Consider the following 19,077-nt stretch of genomic DNA (forward strand, 5'->3'; position numbering starts at 1 on the left):
GTAGTTGGCAGTGGGCAGTCGCAGTGTTCAGTATGTCATTTCGACGAGCGGAACGCATTATTTCAGGTAACAAAGTCATTAGTGCGAGGAGAAATCTCAGCCCTAGCACATAAACAGGATTTCTCAGTTCCCGAATAACCGGGACAGGCAGTCCCTCCTTCGAAATGACCAGGATACCATCGAGCGATCAATATTAACCTGGACATGTTGGAAATCCCACACAACTTATTCTCTGTCCTCTTTCCCCTCAAAGTAATTTGTGGCGTAGATGGTCCTGCTATGGGTTCCCATATTATAGTTGATGCTTTCCGCAAGCTCCAGTAGATGCCTGAGGTTGATATCATATAGATCTCCCAGCTTGGCAGCCTGTAGTATATCCAATCTCCTGATACCGTTCTCCAAATCCATGTACTCAGTTGGGGAAACACCAGCTGTGCGACATTTGTAATGTCGGACAAAAAACCGTAGGATTTTTAATCCGACCAACCGCCAATCGCCAAACTGTGCCCTCCAATCCCAGTTCTATTTCATTAATTATTAGCGCAAGCCTTCCTTTGCCCCCGTGAGGGTCTCACTAACGGCCTCTCTGGTCGGGTTTATGTTGTTCAGGATTTCTAATCCGATAATTGATTCACAAACGCTGTACATCTCCTCGGGACAATATTTTGTCTTATCACAATGCATCATGTCCGAGGGCAATGGCCTTTGGTCTTTGTTGACCTAGGGTTACGCCCTTCGTCCCTCAGGTCTCCACCCTTGGCTACCGACCAGGCCTACCTACGGCAGGCTTTCCCTACGGAAAATGCAGTCTGCTTATTGCCCTGCCGACTGAGACTGAAAACTGCGACTTCACTCTACTCCAGTCTCCGTCTTGCTGGCACAAAGCTCCCGTCTCCGAATGATGTCCCTAGGCCAGTTGACGAAATTCTGTATCACTTGCCCAGGGTTGCGTCGTGCCTCCTTACCCTGGGCTACTATAAAGCCGCCCTTTCAGGGCAGGATTATCCATTTAACCGGAATTTGTAATCATAATCCGAAACTCATGGGATTTCAAATCCGGCTTAATTCTCAATTATTTACCAACTTGACGCAAAGTGCTCCCTGGCCTGACCGGGCGACAGGTCTATGGCATTGATTTGTTTCTACTGCGTATAGTGCTTAATTGAGCTTCGAATCTATTACCAACACAAAACAGCTCAGATTCAGTACCTTGGTCTATTGTATAGAGATGCCCTTGGAAGCAGCCGGTTTATTGGAGAAATAGGAAGGCGTTAAAAAAGCAAACTAGCTCGTGAGTGGGCGAACGAGATCCGTTTGTTTTTAGCCTGACTATGAGCCAATATATGAATTGTCCGAAGGCAATTCAAGGCTGATTTCGGGCAAAGAGTTTTGCCCGTCCGCCGGAGGAGGAGATACTTTTGCTCTTCAAAAGTATCGAAGAGAATTACCTTCACTTATCGATATGGGTCAATAGGGAGATTGAAGCTAGGTTTGCCAGTTTCAATTTCTCCGTTTGGACTTAGTGCTACTCCTCGGACCACACCCTCTTTTCCAAAAAATCCCCCTGCTCCGAGGACATTGACCTAGGGTTACGCCCTTCGTCCCTCAGGTCTCCACCCTAGGCTACCCGCCAGGCCTACCTACGGCAGGCACCGTCCTGATTAGCATCTCCCAGCTCACCGTAGATGGGCAGAAGCTGAACGGACAGCTGATGGCTGTAAAGTAACTACTATGATTCATAACCTTAAACCCGGGCAGTACTCTTGTCCGGTTTTTTTTTAACCTTTGAGGTTTACAAAACCTCAAAGGTTTATGCCCCAAGCCAAGAGAACGGAAGAAAATACCTGTCCTATACGGCTGCAGGTGAAATAGAGGAACTGACAAGGTTTCCCTTGCCAAGGGCAAGGCCTGTAAATGCCCAGAATGCAATTCTGGGTCAGCGAAGTCTATTATGTATCCAGAGTGCCAACGGCACGATCAGTGGGGAAAAGACCGGCTGGCAGGCCTGGGCAATATTAGTTTTAGTCCGGAGGCTTATCCGTTATAGAGGCCGGTTCAATTCAAGATATTGCGTGCCTGTGGCTTTGCCTGATCATATAGCCAGGTCCAGAAAAACCTGCCAGGTTCACCTCTTCGGGTCTTGATGAAACCGCTGTTTGTCTTCACTCCCAACAGGAAAACCTGGCAGGTTTGGAGCAGTGGTGGCAATTTAAAATTACGGGATAGGAACCTTCGGTAGAGACCATTTCCTTTTCAACTATTAAAGGGCTTTTACAAGCTCGGTTTCCTCGCTGATCTGGATTTGTAATCCCGATCCCCTATCCTAGGATTTGAAATCCGGGAAGAGGTGCGGAATACCGCGACTTCCCCAAATTCCTGCCTGTCCGACGTGGCGGGGTTCTTTTGCGTTAAGGCAAAAAAATACTTGTCCTTAGCTATTCGGTTAAATAGGGAGATTGAAGTTTAATTTTCTCTACATGGATTTTGGTGCTACTCCTCGGACTGCACCCTCTTTTCCAAAAAATAATCCTGCTCCGAGGACAATCGGAATGACCATTAGTTACCCCGGGTTTCGCCCGCTCACTTCGTATCACTCCCTTACCCGGGGCTATTAAGAGTTTTACCCTTTCAGGGTAACTTTCCATTCAAGCGTACTGTGCCAGTCGTCCCTGACGACACAGGCTTCGGCACAGTGCTTACTTGGCCTTTTGTTGCTCAATCGAACACCGGACATCCGACATTTCTTCCGTCTTCCGCCTGTCCGCCGTGGCGGATCTTCGGTCTCCATCATCTTTCTGACTTCAAAAGAGATTTCTCAGTCGTACCTTCTTCGCCTGCCAGCCCGTGGCTGGAAATGACTCGTGCTGCCAACCATGCCATCAACTAATTGAAACACTTCGAAACCTACAGCGTTATTTCGATCTGCAGCGGCGGAGCAGAAATCCCTTTCCTACCACTACCTACACCGGGCATCCGACACCGGACCCCCAACAATCTCCAGTTTTTCAGCTTTCTTACTTTGTGGATATTCCGGAACAAGCCCCCTCAGATCGACGGTGTTGGTTTTTTAGCGGACATTTTCGATAACCGCTAACTATAAACCAATGGCTGGAAAGCCTAGACTTATTTGTAAGATAAAGCAAATGAGCATACTTAACAGGCAGGGAAGTGGAGCCAAACCAAACACCCGCATTACAGATCTGGAACAGGATCATGGGACCCACTCTCGATTTATATCTGCAAAATGGCACAGAAAGATGCGGATAATTCTGTGAGCTACTCAAAAAACACCGCACTTCCTTCACTTTTCCTTCCATTTCCCCAAAAAATCCAATCATTTGGCAATGAATAAGATTCTAATTATAATTAGAGGGCTATTAGTTAAACGAATATGAAAAACGTTGAGTCTCTTCTTTTATTTCTTTTATCTATATGTACCGTTTCATGTAGCCGGTTTCCCGATCCCTCCCCGGGAAATTATGAACTGTTTGTCTCAGACAGGGATCAATATCCAAAATTCTCGCCTGATGGAGAACATATCGCCTATTTCCATCTGAATGGTGAATTGGCAGACGCTGAGGATTATCCTACCGGATTGTATATCATAGACAAAAATGGGGAGGACAGAAGGTTGGTGCTTCGGGGGATACATCTAAATCCAGCTTGGTCTCCCGACGGTCAGTGGTTGGTGTTCTCAACATCAGGAGAGCTACAGAAATGTAAAATCGGTGGTGATAGCCTTATGTCATTTAATGAGAATGGTTTATCGCAGTACTCTTCCTATTTCTTTCCAGACTGGGTCTCCAGTGGGACTGAAATTCTATTTGATAGGGCTGAAAATATAGAAGGTGAAAGTAATTTATTGTCGATTAAAGATGATTTTACAGGTTTAAGGCCAATATTCGGGAATGTTATAGTGGCAGGTAGAGATCCAGAACTAAGCCCTAATGGGAATAGATTTGTCTATACAAAAGCGTCGGGGGATTGGGATGGTTGGAGAATTTTTGCGATGGATACGACGGGCAATAATGATTTAATGTTGACAGAAAACAACAGTGATAACCGAAGCCCTACTTGGTCTCCTGATGGCCAAATGATAGCTTGGAGCAAGAATATCAGGATCCATGTTATGGACTCGGATGGAAACAATCAGACTCCTTTGTCGCATGGGGTTTACCCCAGCTGGTCAGTGCAGGGGAAGATTGTTTTTAGCCATGCTAATCAAGATTATTCTAAGGAAGTACTTTATTCAATAGATCCTGATGGAAGCAATAGGCGTCAACTAACCTTTTAACCATTTGTTCAAATTCTAATGAAAAATCCACTACATTTTTTAGCATTCTATGGTTGTTTAATTGGTTGCAGCATGAGCTGTACACAAAATGAAATTAAGCAGAACGTAAATGACAAATCTGGAGAAACGGTCCTTATTGAATTTAAGGATGGGATTTTATCTGATGCATTAATAAAAAATGACAAGACAATAAAACAAATTAGATTAATCAAAGAGAAGATATATTAAAACTCCGTGTAACGGACGTTTGGCTCAATGGCGGGTGAAGTGGTAATCCTCTTATCAATTTTTGAGGTGTATTTACAGCTTTGTGATCCGAAATCCGATCTAACGCAAAGCCCGAAGCCGTGTGTGACTTGGATCAACCTTGAAAAGTAGGTCGAATGCTTTGAAAGCGGTGGAGTACTATTGAGAAATCAATAGCTAGACCCTCTAAAGGAGAATTGCCGGAGCAGCCATCAAACCACCTTTCTCTGCATATAATAGGAACACTGATGTGCTTAGTGGCTAAAAAAAATGGGGACATCGATTCCTGTAGGTGAGCACTAATGGATCTGATCAGCCACCATCCGCCACCCTAACCCCAGCAATTTCCTCCTTATCCAATCTAATATGTAGATAACTTTCTGGCTTTCACCCCAAAAATACCCTAGGATCGACTGTAAAGAAAATGCCCGCCGCGGCGGATCATTTTAGCAAAGTAGCCCGCCTGCGTGATGGGATGGTATCATTTTTTTTCCTTTCTTGCCCAAACCTTATAATTATTGAGATCGAAGATCCCGATATTTTAATCCCGAGATTTCAATCCCGTGAGCAAAGCGATATCGGGAGGCCAGCTTGTAGGGCAGGCAAACTTCACCCAGTCACCCCGAAAGATGTGACTACACTGAGGGGGGAATTACGCCCAGTCGCATGCAAACACTGAAATTAGCCTTTAAAGTGAATTTTGATCCTTGGGGATACTCAAAAATCAACAAAGAAATACCCATAGCAAACCACGGCTTCGTTCAACACAGTTTTAACCGCAATCTGGGATATCGTCTTCCCAAATTCCCTCTTTTTTGGCCAGATTGCGTTTAAAACTCATTACGTCAGCTGCAAGCTGAAAAAATAAAAACCATAATCAAATTTAAAACAATGAAAGACAAACAAAACAACAATAAGAAATACGTGAAATTTTTTGCGATGATTGCAACCTCAATGATTGCAATGTTTCTATTAATGTACACGCATTCTTATCAAATAATCGACCACTTTTGGTTTAGTGAAACTCGTCTTTTCATGACCATAATAATGGGTGGTGCGATGATAATTATCATGCTCGCCTATATGCTTAATATGTATAAAAGTAAGGTGGCTAACATTGCAATATTTGGACTTGGGGCCATAATGATAATTGGAGCAATTTGGTTAGTTCGAAGTCAAGTAACAGTAACTGATACCGATTATATGGAAGGCATGATTCCGCATCATTCGATTGCTATATTGACAAGCGAAAGGGCTAAAATTAAAGACATTAGAGTTAGAAAGCTTGCAGAGGACATTATCAAAGCCCAACGCAAAGAAATCATGGAAATGGAATGGTTGATTAATGATATCAAAGAGAACGGAATTGTTGAAACAGAGAATGAAAGACAAGATAGACCTGTACCAAAATTTAAAGGCAAGTTGAATAAAGAGACAAAGAATATTGAAAATTAAAATAAAAGCCAGCAGCTAGTCGAGATGGCCCCGCCAGATCTCTCTGACGAGGTGCGCCTACGCCATGGCCAGGTCTCACACCACCGTATCCCGATTCTCGGGACAGGCAGTATACTTTTTATTACACCCATCCGCGCTTAAATCCGGAAACCATCAAACACCTTTTGACTCTGATATCTGGATGATAATACTAAACAAGCGCCCTCTCTCTTCAGGAGAGGGGTGGGGTGAGGTAGGAAAGCAAATTGATAAGGATATCAGGGTAGGAAAGGGCGCGAGGAAATCTTCCAGAGGAGGGCCTAGCGTTAAGAATCTTTCCATTGAAAGATTTAGCTAGGAGCCAGCCTGCAGGGAGGGGAACCTTGGGCTGTTTGCAGGAGGACTGAGCGTATAGGATTAGTCCGGTGGACTAATCTAGCGAAGGGCCAGCTTGTAGGGTAGACAAATCCCACCCCAGTCACCCCGAAAGATGTGACTACGCATAGAGGCGGGAATACAGGCCATCCTATTGGCTGTTTGAGGGACAGGACGGGGGCCAATATTCTGCTACCAGTATTCAGGCGGTGTTTCGTAGGGCAATCAAGAAAAGCAATTCCAACCCTTGAACTGTCCACACGCTGCGGCACAGCTTTGCCACACATTTGCTCCAACAGGGCACAGATCTTCGATATGTACAGGCATTGCTGGGTCATGGAAGCAGTACCCAGCTCGCACAAGTCTCCTGACTTGTGCGGTGGATAATGCAGTCTCCCGACTGCCTTTAGTTGATAGGTAAACTTTACAATTCAACATCTATTTGTTGCTCGACTTCCGATAATCGTTGTGATGTTATCCTAGGATTTCCAATCCGATAATTTACAAACGCTGCAGACCTCCTCGGGACAAGCCTTTGTCTTATCACTATGTCCCATGTCCGAGGGAAAAGGCCTTTGGTCTTTTTTACGCCGGGTTAAAACCCGGTGCTCCGCCACGGCGGACGAGATATAAAATCTGCCATGCCTACGGAATTGTCTTGTTTTTGCAGGATTTTGGCGATTGTTCAATCTAAATTCTTACCTCACTGTCCAGCTTAACCCTTAACTTTTAACCCTTACCCCCATTAACCTATCACCGGTCATTCTTAATTCATCTTTCTGACTTCATCTCTGCCCACTGCGACTGAAAACCGCGACTGCCTACTACGCAATCTTTTTAGACGCGAAACAGGATTATCGCCCATGAGGTACCGATTGAAATATCAAGATAGGAATCAGGGCTGGAAGCAGCCATCTTGAATTTATAAATGGCTTTTCACCATACCAAGCTACTTTGGGTTTGGTGATTATTTTCTTTCCAACAACGATAGCTTCGTCATTTCTCCATGCTATTGTATTCAATAGACAGTCAACGTAATGATCTGCTTCCTTAGCGGATAACAATTTCCCAAAGTAGTTTACTGGACCATACTTGGGTAAGAGATTCTTGGTTTTGTCAATTTGATGTTCAAATAAATCCATTTTTCCATTTTTGATAATGTCCTTTCATACAATGCCCACAAGGACGATAGCCCTTTTGCATTGCTTCCTTTTCTGAGTTGAAGAATACCCGGTTTTCCCTTTTTAGTTTTTTTCCTGGTTTACATGACAACGTTCCATATATTTTCAATCTCCGGTTTCCGCCCAAACAGATCTTTTGTTGTTTTATTTTGACCCATAATTCCCTATCGGTTATTTCCTTGTGTAGAATCATTTTTAACTCTTTGCATCGTGAAAGATGATTCCAAGTGTATGACGTTCACCACTGAAGACTTCACTCACACCGTGCCTCATACTTGCCCGGTAATATCCCTTGGTTCCCTTTTTTGGTCTGAAATTGGTGGTGAATATAAGCATATCGCCCTTTTTAGGTTTCAATACGATAGCTTTGGATTGAGCTCTTGGAATTTGTTCAGTCAGTACAAACTCACCTCCTGTGTAATCCTTATCCGGCTCGTTTAGAAACAATACCACCTGCATCGGAAAATAGATGTCGCCATATAAGTCCTGATGTAGTGTATTGAACCCACCTTTACCATATTTAAGAATCAATACGGTTGCTTTTTGCTGGTCGTTTTCCTTGCATTGTTTTAAAAGTTCTGCATGTTCCAATGGAAATTGCCTGTCCATTTTGAGAGCTTTGAACCATGCATTGGCAATGGGGGCAAGATGTGGGTACAATGTGGTCCTGATTTGCTGAATACGTTTCGGCAAGGGATAATCGAAATACTTATATTCCCCCAAACCAAAACGGTAGCGTTCCATCACAACCGTTTTTCTGAAAGAATCAGCCTTATAATAATCAGCTTTTAAATCTTCACAATCTTTGTCTGTTAACATATTGGGGAGGATTGCGTATCCATTTTGATGCATCTCATCCGTTATTAAGTTCCAATTTATTTCTTCCATGGCTGTATTCATCACCCTATGGTTGAAACCCCGGCGTCAACTTTTAATTCGGTTGCATGAATGTAAGCTGCTTCATCTGATGCCAGAAAAAGAACTGCATTTGCTATTTCCGATGGTTCACCAAAGCGTTTGAACGGTATCGTAGGGATAATACTTTGAATGGTACCATCAATCTGCTCCTGACTTAATCCCGTATTGTTAAAGCCATTGGTGCTTATATATCCCGGGCTGATTCCGTTAACCCTTATTCCTTTATCAGTACACTCAGCAGCAAAAGTTTTGATAAAGGATCGCACGGCCGATTTTGCCGCGGAATAGACTGAGAAACTTGCTATTGGCATCTCGGTAACTACTGAGGTGTTGAGAACAATAGCACTACCTTTTCTCATTAATGGCAACGCTTGTTGAACCGTAAAGAATGTGCCTTTTACCAACATATTGAAGAGTTCATCAAAATGGAATTCGTCAGCATCTTCCAGAGAGGCAAACTTTCCGTAACCCGCATTGACAAATAATAAATCTATAGATGGGGTTTGTTTTTTCACGAGTTCTTTTAACGCAAACACATCCTCCATTTTTCCAGCGTTGGAAACTATGCCCTTGGCATTTGACCCTAATTTTTCTACTGCTATCCTAACTGTTTCCTCAGTTCTCCCGGTAATTATAGTGCTACCACCTTCGGTAATGAATTGTTGTGCAGTGGCAAAACCAATCCCGTTAGTCCCCCCAGTTATCAGGGCGTTTTTGTTTTTAAATCTTTGCATTCCCATTTTTTAAATTATAATACAAAGATTGGGACTCAGCATCTGTAGGGAAACCCGAAACTTGCTGTATTGGGCAGATATCGCTTTTAATTGATTCCCTATTGATCAATTCCATTGTTGATATTCTAGACCATTGGCAATAAGATGTCGGGGAAAAGTTTAACCAACTTTATAATGTAACTGCACTATGCCGGAATTTTGAATTTCCTGATGACCCAGAAGTTCCAGGTTTAGAAATTTCCCGTCAGTAGGTTCCAACTTCAGACCTGTTTCTATGTACGGCACAATATTTATATAGAGCTCATCGATCAGATTTTCTGTTAGAAAAACATTGGCCAAAGTTACCCCTCCAATTATAAAGGCATTATTATATCCTTTTAATTTTAAATACTTCAAAGCCTCACCGGGAGACTCCACTACCTTGGCATCCTCAAAAGTCTTATTGGAAGATACCACGACTACGTCAAGTCCACTGAAAATCTCTCCATCATTGAAGATTTCATATGTTTTCCGGCCCATCACTATATTTCCGGCTTCTTTTGCGTGCTTATCTAAATTGTTTAATTCTTCTTGTTTTGGCAGTTGTCCGGTTTCGCTGTCTCCATAGTTGCCATTTGCCGTAAGTGCTGAATAAAGAATAGTTTTCATTGGAATTGTTTGTTTTTGAATTAAGATTTATGAGTTCAAAAATAATGACCCTACCTCATAATTGGTATATTAGCAACCAATTGTATGGTACTGACAAAAATGTAAGTATGGGGAAAATAAAAGAAACTTCAACAAATTTTGAAAACAGGCAACTTCTGCAAGACGAAAGTACAGGGATATATGCCGCCAATCTGATAGGAGGGCAATGGACTCTTTTTATCTGCTGCCGACTTTTGAATGGGAAATTACGGTTCAGCGAATTGAAAAGGAAAATCCCAAAAATAACGGAACGGATGCTCACCTTACAGCTAAGGAAATTGGAAGAAAACGGCATAGTGGTAAGGACCGTTTATGCAGAGGTACCGCCTAGAGTGGAATATGAACTTTCGGACATTGGCAAGGAATTGGAACCGCTGATGATACAACTAGAAACCTGGGGAGCCAAGCATCAGGAAGCAATGAAAAACACAAAATCCTAAATCAATCATTGCACAGGGTTTTTGAAGAAACTACAACTTATGGAAAACAAATTCAAAGCGGATATGCAAAGGATTGCCTCCCAACTTAGAAATCCCACGGGAGAGGCGGGATTGGAGATGGCTGATCAGATGCACCAAAGCAATATTTTGATGACCCGGCATACGATAGATTCCCTCAAATTGAGAGATTCAGACAGGGTTTTGGAGTTAGGCCATGGCAATGCTGCCCATCTGGCTTATCTGATGGGCCAAGCAGAAGAAATCACTTACACGGGTCTGGAGATATCAGAGACTATGCAAAAAGCCGCAAAGGTAAAAGCTGAAGAGTTTTTCCAAGGCAGGATCCATTTCGAGCTTTACGATGGATTGGCAATACCTTTTAAAGCGGGTTCGTTTGATCGTGTGTTTACGGTGAACACGATCTACTTCTGGTCTGATCCTAGTCAGATGGCCGCTGAACTCCACCGGGTCTTGGCTCCCAACGGCACGGCAGCCATCACCTTTGCCCTCCGGAGCTTTATGGAAAAGCTGCCTTTCACCGCCTTTGGGTTTACCCTTTATGAAAAGAGTGATGTGTTGGAATTAATGGAGGCAGCCGGATTTTCTATTGAAAAGACTGAAGACCATGTTGATCAGGTAAGGTCAAAAGCAGGGGAGGAGGTAAGCAGACCATTCAGCATTGTTTTGGTGAGGAAGAGATGAATGTGCAAAATTGATTGTAATGAATTGTTTTAGAGGGAAGCGGTGTTTTCCTTTTAAAGGTATTGGAGGAGGACATGTCCTAATAGTTTGATAGGTAGTAGCTTACTTTTTTGTTTAGAATACGTCATTATATCTGTATGTTTACCATAATGCCAACAGGCATGGACAACAGTTGAAAAATCGATAAAATGCTACTACTGAATATTTTTGAGACGACATTGCCTCTAACGAACCCCGTATTGAAATTCCTTTTGATATTGGTGATAATTCTGTTTGCCCCAATAATTCTTAATAAGATAAAGATCCCGCATCTGCTTGGGCTGATCATAGCGGGTGCGCTTATCGGGCCAAATGGGATTAATCTTATGGAAAGGGACAGTAGCATTATCCTTTCAGGTACGGCAGGGCTTCTATACATCATGTTTCTTGCAGGTTTGGAAATTGATTTGGCTGACTTTAAGAAAAACAGCAAGAAGAGTATGGTCTTTGGACTTTATACCTTCATTATTCCTATGACATTGGGAACACTGGCGGGTCTGTATATCCTGGGTTTTTCAGTTCCTTCCTCTGTATTATTGGCGAGTATGTTCGCATCCCATACGTTAATAGCCTATCCCTTAATCAGCAAACTTGGAGTGGCGAAGAATAAAGCCGTGAATATCACTGTGGGGGGGACGTTGATCACTGATACCTTAGCTCTTTTGGTTCTTGCAGTCATCGTAGGCATGACTACAGGAGAAGTGAATGCCGCGTTTTGGATCAGGATGACTGGTTCCATTATAGTTTTTGGGTTGATTGTCATGTTACTTTTTCCGATTATCGGACGATGGTTTCTCAAGCGGTTTGATGATAATGTTTCTCAATACATTTTTGTGTTGGTAATGGTGTTTTTGGGCGCAGTCCTGGCGGAGATGGCAGGTATAGAGGCAATTATAGGGGCATTTTTGGCAGGTTTGGCCCTCAACCGTTTGATTCCGCACACATCGCCTTTAATGAACCGGATTGAATTTGTCGGGAATGCTATTTTTATACCATTCTTTTTGATTGGTGTAGGAATGCTTATTGATTACCGGGCATTTTTCAAGGATTTTGAAACTATAAAGGTTGCGGGAGTAATGATTGTGGTGGCGACATCGGCTAAGTTTCTTGCGGCCTATATCACCCAAAAATCCTTTAAATTCTCGATCGATGAACGTAGATTGATTTTTGGGTTAAGTAATGCCCAAGCGGCTGCAACATTAGCGGCAGTATTAGTTGGGTACAATATCATTGTGGGAGAAACAGAATCGGGAGAACCGATTCGCCTGCTTAGTGAAAGCATCTTGAACGGAACTATCTTGATGATTCTTTTTACTTGCACCCATGCTACGTTTGTGGCCCAAAAAGGGGCTAAAAACATAGTCTTACTGGATAGCACTGATACATCAATAGATGAGGAGGAAAACCAAGAAAGAATCTTGATACCGATCAGCAACATCGAGACTACTGATGAACTCATAAACCTGGGAGTTACAATCAAGTCAAAGAAAAACAAGGAAGGTCTGTATGCCCTAAGTATTGTGGACAATAGTTCCCTGGACGATTCCAAGCATAAACAAGCCAAGAAAATTTTGAGCAAAGCGGCCGTTACTGCCTCAGCAACGGATACTATTCTTCATGAATTGCTTCGCTATGATCTCAATCTTGTTAACGGGATTACGAGCGTAGTGAAGGAGCATAAAATCACTGATTTAATTCTAGGCTTACACATCAGCAAAGGAATCTCTGACTCTTTCTTGGGGAATTTGACTGAGGGGATTTTGACAAAATGCAACTCAACAACATTGATTTACAAAGCTGCCCAACCTTTCGGAACAATAAAAAGGCACATAATTATTGTCCCCGAACATGCGGAAAAGGAAATCGGCTTCCCGTTCTGGATTATTAAAGTGTGGAACATAGCCCGGAACTCAGGAGCCAAACTTGTTTTCTATGCATCAGTAGAAACGCTGAAATTCATACGGGAAATCCAATCCAAGCACCCGATAGAATGTGAGTTTGAAGACTTTAATGATTGGGATGACTTTTTGATACTTGCAAGAAACTTTCATCAAGACGATAATCTGGTACTTGTTTTAAGTAGAAAGGACAAGCCTTCTTTTCATAACTCTATGACAAAAATACCTTCCTATTTGAATAAATATTTTAAGGCCACGAGTTACATTTTAATCTATCCCATGCAGGCAGGAGTCACGGACAATTCTCAAATTGATCTGAAGAATCCTGCAATCACAGAACCGCTGGAGAAGCTTGATGAAATTGGAAAAACAATAGCAAAGATATTCAAGAGGAAATAATGGCGATACATACTTCTTCGTAATATTGGTGTGAAAGCAGTTCAAGCCATTCCTCTAAGACCCTGGATTATCCCAATAAACATCCATGATAAGTGATACGGAATACTTCTCACATTTGTATGAAATAGTTAGCTGCCTGAACGAGGAGTTTTTTCTTTGGGCAGCCTTGAAAAAAGCACTCCAAAAAACCGTTCAACTCCCGGAACTGGAAACTGGGTGGATCTGGCTCATGCAAGGAGATAAGTCGGTGTATCTGGCATCTTCCTCTGGAGAAAATAATTGAAAACCTGGACAAATTCCTTCCCTCTGAAGCTTCTTCAATAAGATAGCCTAAGGGGATTTCTACAGGACTAGCTCAAAAAAACCTGCCAGGTTTACATCTTCGGGCTTTTTTGAATCATCTGTATATTTCCCACTCCCAACAGAAAAACCTGGCAGGTTTGGCGCACACGATGACTTTCTTGCCCACACCGGACACCGGACATTTCTTCCGTCTTCCGTCTTCGGTCTTCCATCTCAATCAGCTTTCTGACTTCATAAGAGATACCTACTCCCTTCAGCCTGAAACTGTCTAGGATAGACTGTTGAAAAAATTACCGGCCCAACTAATTAAAAAGCGCGCGGAATTCCAGAGGACTCTGTTTCGTTTTTTGCTTGAAAAGCTTATTGAATGATTGGGAATGTTCGAATCCTAGTTCATAAGCGATTTCACTGACTGATGATTCGGAAGTGGAGAGCCTCTCCTTGGCTTTTTCGATGAGTTTGTAATGGATGTATTGTTTGGCATTTTGCCCGATAAGCGAGCGCAGGGTGTCGCTTAAGTACCCTGCGGAAATATTGAGTTTCTCGGCCACATACTGGACGGTGGGAATGCCGCTGAGCAGGGTTTTCTGATCGTTGAAATAGTCATCTAAGATAGCCTCTGTCTTTTGAAGTATATCTTTGTTGACAACTTGCCGGGTGATGAATTGACGCTTATAGTAGCGGTTGGCATAATGTAGCAGGAGTTCCAGCTGCGCTATAACGACTTCCTGGCTAAATTCGTCAATGCGGCTGTTCAATTCCTCTTCAATAATTTTGAAAAGAGACAGTAATACCTCCCTTTCCTGATCGGACAGGTGCAACGCCTCATTTACAGAATATGAAAAATACTGGTACTGCTTTATTTTCTTTGACAAGGGAAATCCCAGCAAAAAATCAGGATGGAACAATAAGACACGCGCACTTGCCAGATGGTCGTCTCCGGTGGATCCCATTACCTGATTGGGAGCCAAAAACATCAGACTGCCCTCGTTGAAATCGTAATGGCTTTGGCCGTATTTCATTTTTCCCTGCCGGTCGGTAATCAATAAGATCTTATAAAAATCCAGCACATCATAGACCGGTCCCTGGCTGAGGTCAAAATTTGTGTTGCCCCCACAATGCGACATGCTGATGAGGGGATGTTTCGGCTTCGCAAGACCGCAGGCATCATGTATCTCTGAAATGCTGTGAAAGCGGATGAGTTTTTTTTCCTTTTTCATGTGCTAATAATTGTTTTTCAATGCTCAGATAGCCTGTTCCGATTTTCATCGGGAGAATACCCTGAATAACCATCTCCCTGTGCGATAAGTTTTTCTCATGAGCATTTCATCTGTTTATATTTTGATTTTTAATGGTCAGATGGAATCTCGCCAGGCGAATAATCATCCCTCTGTGTGTCGCTTGCGTCATGCTCGATTTCATGTGTTTATAATTTTGTCGGATGCCCGGTGTCGGATAGCTGTCCTTCTCTAAATTGCGTTGACCGTTTGGTTCAATGTTTATCTAATTCCATCGGGCAATTATGAGCCAGAGGTTCTTTTCTTGGGGAAACTCCGGGTTGGCTCGATACCCAGGGTCGTTGTAATCATATGTTATTCCTCTTATGAATCTTGATTCTAGTATCTTGGTTCTAGTATCTTGGTTCTAGTATCTTGATATGAATGTCTCCATACATACGTCTTCTCGATTGCATCGTATAAGATAAATAACTGCCTGCAAACCCCATGAGGATTTGCAGGCAAGAGGGTTGCCCTTACCAGGGGAGAGCCTCCTGATTCGGCCCGGTAAATTGTCCGCTGACCCCGCTTTCGTCAAGTACCACACGGATGGGTTCTTTCGAACCTTCTTCCACCGAATCGGTTCCCTGGAAATTATTGAGCGCCGTCGCTGTAAACCCCGGGCTTACGGCATTTACCTTGATATTTGTGCCTTCAAGTTCATTTGCCAGGGAAACCGTAATCGCGTTCATAGCCGCTTTGGAAGCACCATATACCACATCAAAACTTTTTCTAAACGGATTGGAGGGATCCTGGTTTAGTGTAAGGGAACCCAAAGCGCTTGACACATTTACAATTCTTGGGGCAGAGGCTTTGCGCAGCAAAGGAAGAAAAGCCTGGGTCACCGCTAAGGCGCCAAAGACATTGGTGTCCCAAACCTTTTTCATTTCTGAGATGGACGCCACACTCGGCATCTGGGCGGCTAGCATTTCCTCCATAGTGCTTTTACCGGTTCCTGCGTTGGATATGCCCGCATTGTTTACCAATAAATCCAGATGGCCATGTGCCTTCTCGATTTGCTCCGCCGCCGACTGGATTGTACCGCTCTTGGTGACGTCCAGCTCAATTGCCAGAGCATGTTCCCCAAGCTCCCGTACGGCATCATTTCCTTTTTTCGGATTCCGTGCCCCTACATAGACGGTATAGTTGTTTTCTACCAAAGCTTTGGCCAGTTGAAAACCCACTCCCGTATTTGCTCCCGTGACCAGGGCAATTCTTTTTTGTTCTGATTGCATAATCTTTTATTTAATTGATAATGCAAATTTCTGCCACATAGCATGCTGAGGTGTAGTAGAACCGGGTTCTTTTGTAGCCAAAATGAGGGTAATTGGAATTGGAGGATTACGGGGATCCCCGGCATACGATCAGTTGTAGTGATTTTGGGTTGGGATTCAGTTGCACACGTCTGTCTTCCGTCGACTGTTTTAGTGAGGGTCTGTCCCAGATGAGAAAAGGGAATCGGGACTGGTATGCATGGGGGGCTAGTGAGCAGCTAGACTGTAGGGTTGGCAAATTTGCTCTCAATTATTCCAGCCGTAGAAATGGCTGGCAAGGATCTGTCTTTGGGACTTATATTGGGTTATTTTAAGGCAACTAAATGTGTGTGGGTTTGGAGGATTATTCTTTTGCTATTTCTAGCGAGGTATCCAGAAGCAATTTCATCATCCAGTTGTATTCCTATGATAAGTGAATGCGCATCATTACTTCCATCCTCCAACGGATTATAATTTCATATCCAGCTTTCCAACTTTAAATTATCCATTCACCGGAATTCATGTAAATTTGTTTATAAACTCCTTCCGGCCAATTACTCTCTCCATTGACCATTGACCATTGACCATTGATAATTTTTACAGGTGCCAAAACAGAAAATCCTTTTCCTCCCAAAATACCCCAAACTCGGTGCTTCAAGCAGACTGAGGACCTTCCAGTTTCTGCCACTTTGGGAAAAGGAAGGATACCGGGTCAGGGTTTCCTCCTTTTTTAATGAAAAATACCTTAAACGCTTTTACAGAAAAAATAACCATAACCCACTGAATGTGCTGGTTTGCTATTTCCAGAGGTTGTGGGTACTGCTAGGCGCATACAGGTATGACCTGATCTGGATAGAAAAGGAACTCTTCCCTTTCCTGCCTTCCTATGGGGAATGGATTCTGGAGAAATCCGGGAAGGGCTATCTCGTGGATTACGATGATGCGGTCTTTCATAATTATGATCTTCATTCAAGTCGGCTGGTCCGATACTGGATGGGGGATAAGATAGATTGGGTCATGCGCCATAGTAGGCAGGTGCTGGTGGGAAACGCATACTTGCTCGCCAGGGCTAAGATGGCCGGCGCCAAAAACATCCACCTCCTTCCTACAGTAATCGATCCCAAGAAATACAGCCTGAAAGCGTATCGTCATCATCAATTAGTTAGGGTGGGATGGATAGGATCTCCTACCACAGAGAAATATTTGCTGTCCGTACTTCCTGTTTTGGAGAAATTGGCAGATCAGATCGAACTGGTCATTATCAACAGGGGCGATGGAATCGGATTCTCCGGATCCCAAGACCTCATGCTTTGGTCTGAGGAAACTGAAGTGACCTGTATTCAGAGTTTGGATATTGGGATCATGCCCTTGGCAAATGATAAATGGGAACGGGGAAAGTGTGCTTACAAACTTATTCAATACATGGCATGCGGAGTGCCCGTAGTGGCCTCACCCGTAGGGATGAATAATGAAGTGGTGAGGGACGGGGAGAATGGTTTTTTGGCAGCAGACCTCTCGGAATGGGAAGGAAAGTTGCTTCGTTTGATAGAAGCCCCGACTTTACGGGAAGAAATGGGACGAAAGGGCTTCAAACGGGTACATTCGGAATATACCTTGGACAAAAATTTTCAGATGATGCTGGGGATTTTGGGTCGCAGTGAGTAGTCCCCACTTTATTGTTCATTATTCCTGGGAACATGAAATTCACCCGCTGTGATTTGGACTTCCCCTTCAAGCACGTTTTGTCCCGAACTGGTGTCATACTGATATAATTTTCCCGAGAAAGTGCCTTTGATCCCACTTTCGTTGATTTCATCGAATTTCAAATAGACGTTTTCCCACAACGGTGTTGAGACCACGTTCATGGCGGCTGAAAATCCCTTCCCGTCCGCATCAAAATATCCCATAAGAAGGTAAAACGGGAGGCTTACATCAGCCGATTCTATGTTTGAATAAGTTAATCCGGTAGTGAATTCAGATGTGCTGTTTATATAAATGACCATCTGGTTTCGGCTAGGCTCATAGATGCTCTGGGTGCCGGAGAGCTGGATGACATGCAATTGGTTCTTTTCATCAAATAAATACCCGCCCGTCAGGTTAATCTGGGTCTCGGGGGTATAGGGGTAAGCTACCTGTTCTCCGTTTACCTTAAAGCGAAAGTAGTACTCGGTTTCTTTCTGAGCCGGCTTGTCATCATCACTCGAGCAAGAGACAGCAAGAAGAAGGAGTGTGGCCAGACTGAACAGCGTGAAAATTGGTTTTTTCATAGTTTTAATGCCACGCCCATGTTAAGATAGGCCACCCCGTAGCCTGCTTCTGCAAAGACTGCAATATTCTGGCTGAAATAATATCTGCCCCCTAGATAGATGCTTAGCCCTCCGGTATTATTGTAACTGTCACCGCCCGCGGAACTTCCGTTACTGTCTGAATAGGAATAGTTGAGCAGGTAGTAACCGAGCATCAGACCACAATACAGGTCTAACTTGTCCACGTTGTGGCCGTTCCAGTGGTATGCGCTCCGCACCCCAAAAAGGATATAATCCCATTTCTGCTCATAACTGTAGGAGGATGAAGAGTAATCATAAGTGAAGGCCTTGTATCCAAGATATCCTCCCAGGCTGATTACCCCTGGGCCTCCTGTCTCCCATACTCCCTGTTCGTATTGGGCGCTGAGGGCGGGGATTTGGCTGGAAGTATTAAAGCTTCCAATACTGCTTCCCAACCCGATGCCCAGGGAAATTACTTTGTCTCCTTTTTCAAATTCCTGCCCAAAAGCCAGTATGGGCGTTAGGCATATTAGTATCAGAGTAATGCTGCACTGTTTCATGTGTTTGTAATTGTTTTTCTTGTCAATAGACTATGGATTTTGTTAAAAATAGTAGGGGCAAAAGCAGGAT

The 19,077-nt window shown here is 43.4% G+C and carries 20 protein-coding genes; 10 read left to right on the forward strand and 10 right to left on the reverse strand.

Going from position 1 to position 19,077, the window contains the following annotated elements; genetic code table 11:
• Window positions 1-225: 225 nt before the first annotated feature.
• Window positions 226-408 carry a hypothetical protein gene (locus tag LZF95_RS05570; RefSeq protein WP_233753989.1) on the reverse strand — a complete coding sequence of 61 codons (183 nt, stop codon included), beginning with the start codon at window positions 406-408 and terminating at the stop codon, window positions 226-228.
• A 1,355-nt stretch (window positions 409-1,763) separates the two neighbouring features.
• Here LZF95_RS05570 and LZF95_RS05575 point away from each other — a divergent pair.
• The 5 genes from LZF95_RS05575 (at window position 1,764) to LZF95_RS05595 (ending at window position 6,720) form a co-directional block, all read left to right on the forward strand.
• Window positions 1,764-2,144 (forward strand): hypothetical protein, encoded by a 381-nt coding sequence (locus LZF95_RS05575; protein WP_233753990.1) that lies wholly within the window; start codon window positions 1,764-1,766, stop codon window positions 2,142-2,144.
• A 1,247-nt stretch (window positions 2,145-3,391) separates the two neighbouring features.
• A complete protein-coding gene (locus tag LZF95_RS05580; protein WP_233753991.1) occupies window positions 3,392-4,294 on the forward strand; it encodes a hypothetical protein in 903 nt (300 codons plus the stop codon).
• A gap of 18 nt (window positions 4,295-4,312) precedes the next feature.
• Entirely contained in the window at window positions 4,313-4,522 is a 210-nt protein-coding gene (locus tag LZF95_RS05585) for a hypothetical protein (RefSeq protein ID WP_233753992.1), read from the forward strand.
• Window positions 4,523-5,431: 909 nt separating this feature from the next.
• On the forward strand, window positions 5,432-5,995 hold the full coding sequence (locus tag LZF95_RS05590; RefSeq protein ID WP_233753993.1) for a DUF305 domain-containing protein: 564 nt from the start codon (window positions 5,432-5,434) through the stop codon (window positions 5,993-5,995).
• A 617-nt stretch (window positions 5,996-6,612) separates the two neighbouring features.
• Entirely contained in the window at window positions 6,613-6,720 is a 108-nt protein-coding gene (locus LZF95_RS05595) for a tyrosine-type recombinase/integrase (RefSeq protein ID WP_306422283.1), read from the forward strand.
• A 483-nt stretch (window positions 6,721-7,203) separates the two neighbouring features.
• Here the strand turns inward: LZF95_RS05595 and LZF95_RS05600 are convergent, their stop codons facing one another.
• The 5 genes from LZF95_RS05600 to LZF95_RS05620 form a co-directional block, all read right to left on the reverse strand.
• Window positions 7,204-7,491: a hypothetical protein gene (locus tag LZF95_RS05600; protein ID WP_233753994.1), complete on the reverse strand. Its 288-nt coding sequence runs from the start codon at window positions 7,489-7,491 to the stop codon at window positions 7,204-7,206.
• Window positions 7,478-7,723: an Ada metal-binding domain-containing protein gene (locus tag LZF95_RS05605; RefSeq protein WP_233753995.1), complete on the reverse strand. Its 246-nt coding sequence runs from the start codon at window positions 7,721-7,723 to the stop codon at window positions 7,478-7,480. Before LZF95_RS05605 ends, LZF95_RS05600 begins: the two co-directional genes overlap by 14 nt.
• Window positions 7,724-7,725: 2 nt before the next feature.
• Window positions 7,726-8,430, reverse strand: coding sequence for a 2OG-Fe(II) oxygenase (locus tag LZF95_RS05610; protein ID WP_233753996.1), 705 nt, complete (start codon window positions 8,428-8,430; stop codon window positions 7,726-7,728).
• Entirely contained in the window at window positions 8,430-9,182 is a 753-nt protein-coding gene (locus LZF95_RS05615) for an SDR family oxidoreductase (protein ID WP_233753997.1), read from the reverse strand. The genes LZF95_RS05610 and LZF95_RS05615 overlap by 1 nt, the downstream gene beginning before the upstream one ends.
• A 159-nt stretch (window positions 9,183-9,341) precedes the next feature.
• Complete coding sequence (locus tag LZF95_RS05620; RefSeq protein ID WP_233753998.1) at window positions 9,342-9,830, reverse strand: dihydrofolate reductase family protein; 489 nt, start codon at window positions 9,828-9,830, stop codon at window positions 9,342-9,344.
• Between the two features lie 29 nt (window positions 9,831-9,859).
• On the opposite strand from LZF95_RS05620, the gene LZF95_RS05625 reads away from it, so the two are divergent.
• The 4 genes from LZF95_RS05625 (at window position 9,860) to LZF95_RS05640 (ending at window position 13,630) form a co-directional block, all read left to right on the forward strand.
• Window positions 9,860-10,309 carry a helix-turn-helix domain-containing protein gene (locus LZF95_RS05625; RefSeq protein WP_233753999.1) on the forward strand — a complete coding sequence of 150 codons (450 nt, stop codon included), beginning with the start codon at window positions 9,860-9,862 and terminating at the stop codon, window positions 10,307-10,309.
• Between the two features lie 39 nt (window positions 10,310-10,348).
• Window positions 10,349-11,011 (forward strand): class I SAM-dependent methyltransferase, encoded by a 663-nt coding sequence (locus LZF95_RS05630; protein WP_233754000.1) that lies wholly within the window; start codon window positions 10,349-10,351, stop codon window positions 11,009-11,011.
• A 188-nt stretch (window positions 11,012-11,199) separates the two neighbouring features.
• Complete coding sequence (locus LZF95_RS05635) at window positions 11,200-13,347, forward strand: cation:proton antiporter (RefSeq protein WP_233754001.1); 2,148 nt, start codon at window positions 11,200-11,202, stop codon at window positions 13,345-13,347.
• An 85-nt stretch (window positions 13,348-13,432) separates the two neighbouring features.
• Window positions 13,433-13,630, forward strand: a complete 198-nt coding sequence (locus LZF95_RS05640; protein WP_233754002.1) for a hypothetical protein — start codon at window positions 13,433-13,435, stop codon at window positions 13,628-13,630.
• Between the two features lie 322 nt (window positions 13,631-13,952).
• Here LZF95_RS05640 and LZF95_RS05645 read toward each other — a convergent pair whose 3' ends face one another.
• Both LZF95_RS05645 and LZF95_RS05650 read right to left on the reverse strand, forming a co-directional pair.
• Window positions 13,953-14,870: an AraC family transcriptional regulator gene (locus LZF95_RS05645; protein WP_233754003.1), complete on the reverse strand. Its 918-nt coding sequence runs from the start codon at window positions 14,868-14,870 to the stop codon at window positions 13,953-13,955.
• A gap of 533 nt (window positions 14,871-15,403) precedes the next feature.
• Complete coding sequence (locus LZF95_RS05650) at window positions 15,404-16,162, reverse strand: SDR family NAD(P)-dependent oxidoreductase (RefSeq protein ID WP_233754004.1); 759 nt, start codon at window positions 16,160-16,162, stop codon at window positions 15,404-15,406.
• 621 nt (window positions 16,163-16,783) lie between these two features.
• On the opposite strand from LZF95_RS05650, the gene LZF95_RS05655 reads away from it, so the two are divergent.
• The gene (locus LZF95_RS05655) at window positions 16,784-17,845 is read left to right on the forward strand and encodes a glycosyltransferase family 4 protein (RefSeq protein ID WP_233754005.1); all 1,062 of its coding nucleotides are present in this window, start codon (window positions 16,784-16,786) and stop codon (window positions 17,843-17,845) included.
• An 8-nt stretch (window positions 17,846-17,853) separates the two neighbouring features.
• Here LZF95_RS05655 and LZF95_RS05660 read toward each other — a convergent pair whose 3' ends face one another.
• Together LZF95_RS05660 and LZF95_RS05665 are read right to left on the reverse strand one after the other, a co-directional pair.
• On the reverse strand, window positions 17,854-18,447 hold the full coding sequence (locus LZF95_RS05660) for a hypothetical protein (RefSeq protein ID WP_233754006.1): 594 nt from the start codon (window positions 18,445-18,447) through the stop codon (window positions 17,854-17,856).
• Window positions 18,444-19,007 carry a hypothetical protein gene (locus tag LZF95_RS05665; protein WP_233754007.1) on the reverse strand — a complete coding sequence of 188 codons (564 nt, stop codon included), beginning with the start codon at window positions 19,005-19,007 and terminating at the stop codon, window positions 18,444-18,446. Before LZF95_RS05665 ends, LZF95_RS05660 begins: the two co-directional genes overlap by 4 nt.
• Window positions 19,008-19,077: the final 70 nt, after the last annotated feature.

The organism is Algoriphagus sp. AGSA1 (genome assembly GCF_021390545.1).
Classification (GTDB): Bacteria; Bacteroidota; Bacteroidia; order Cytophagales; family Cyclobacteriaceae; genus Algoriphagus.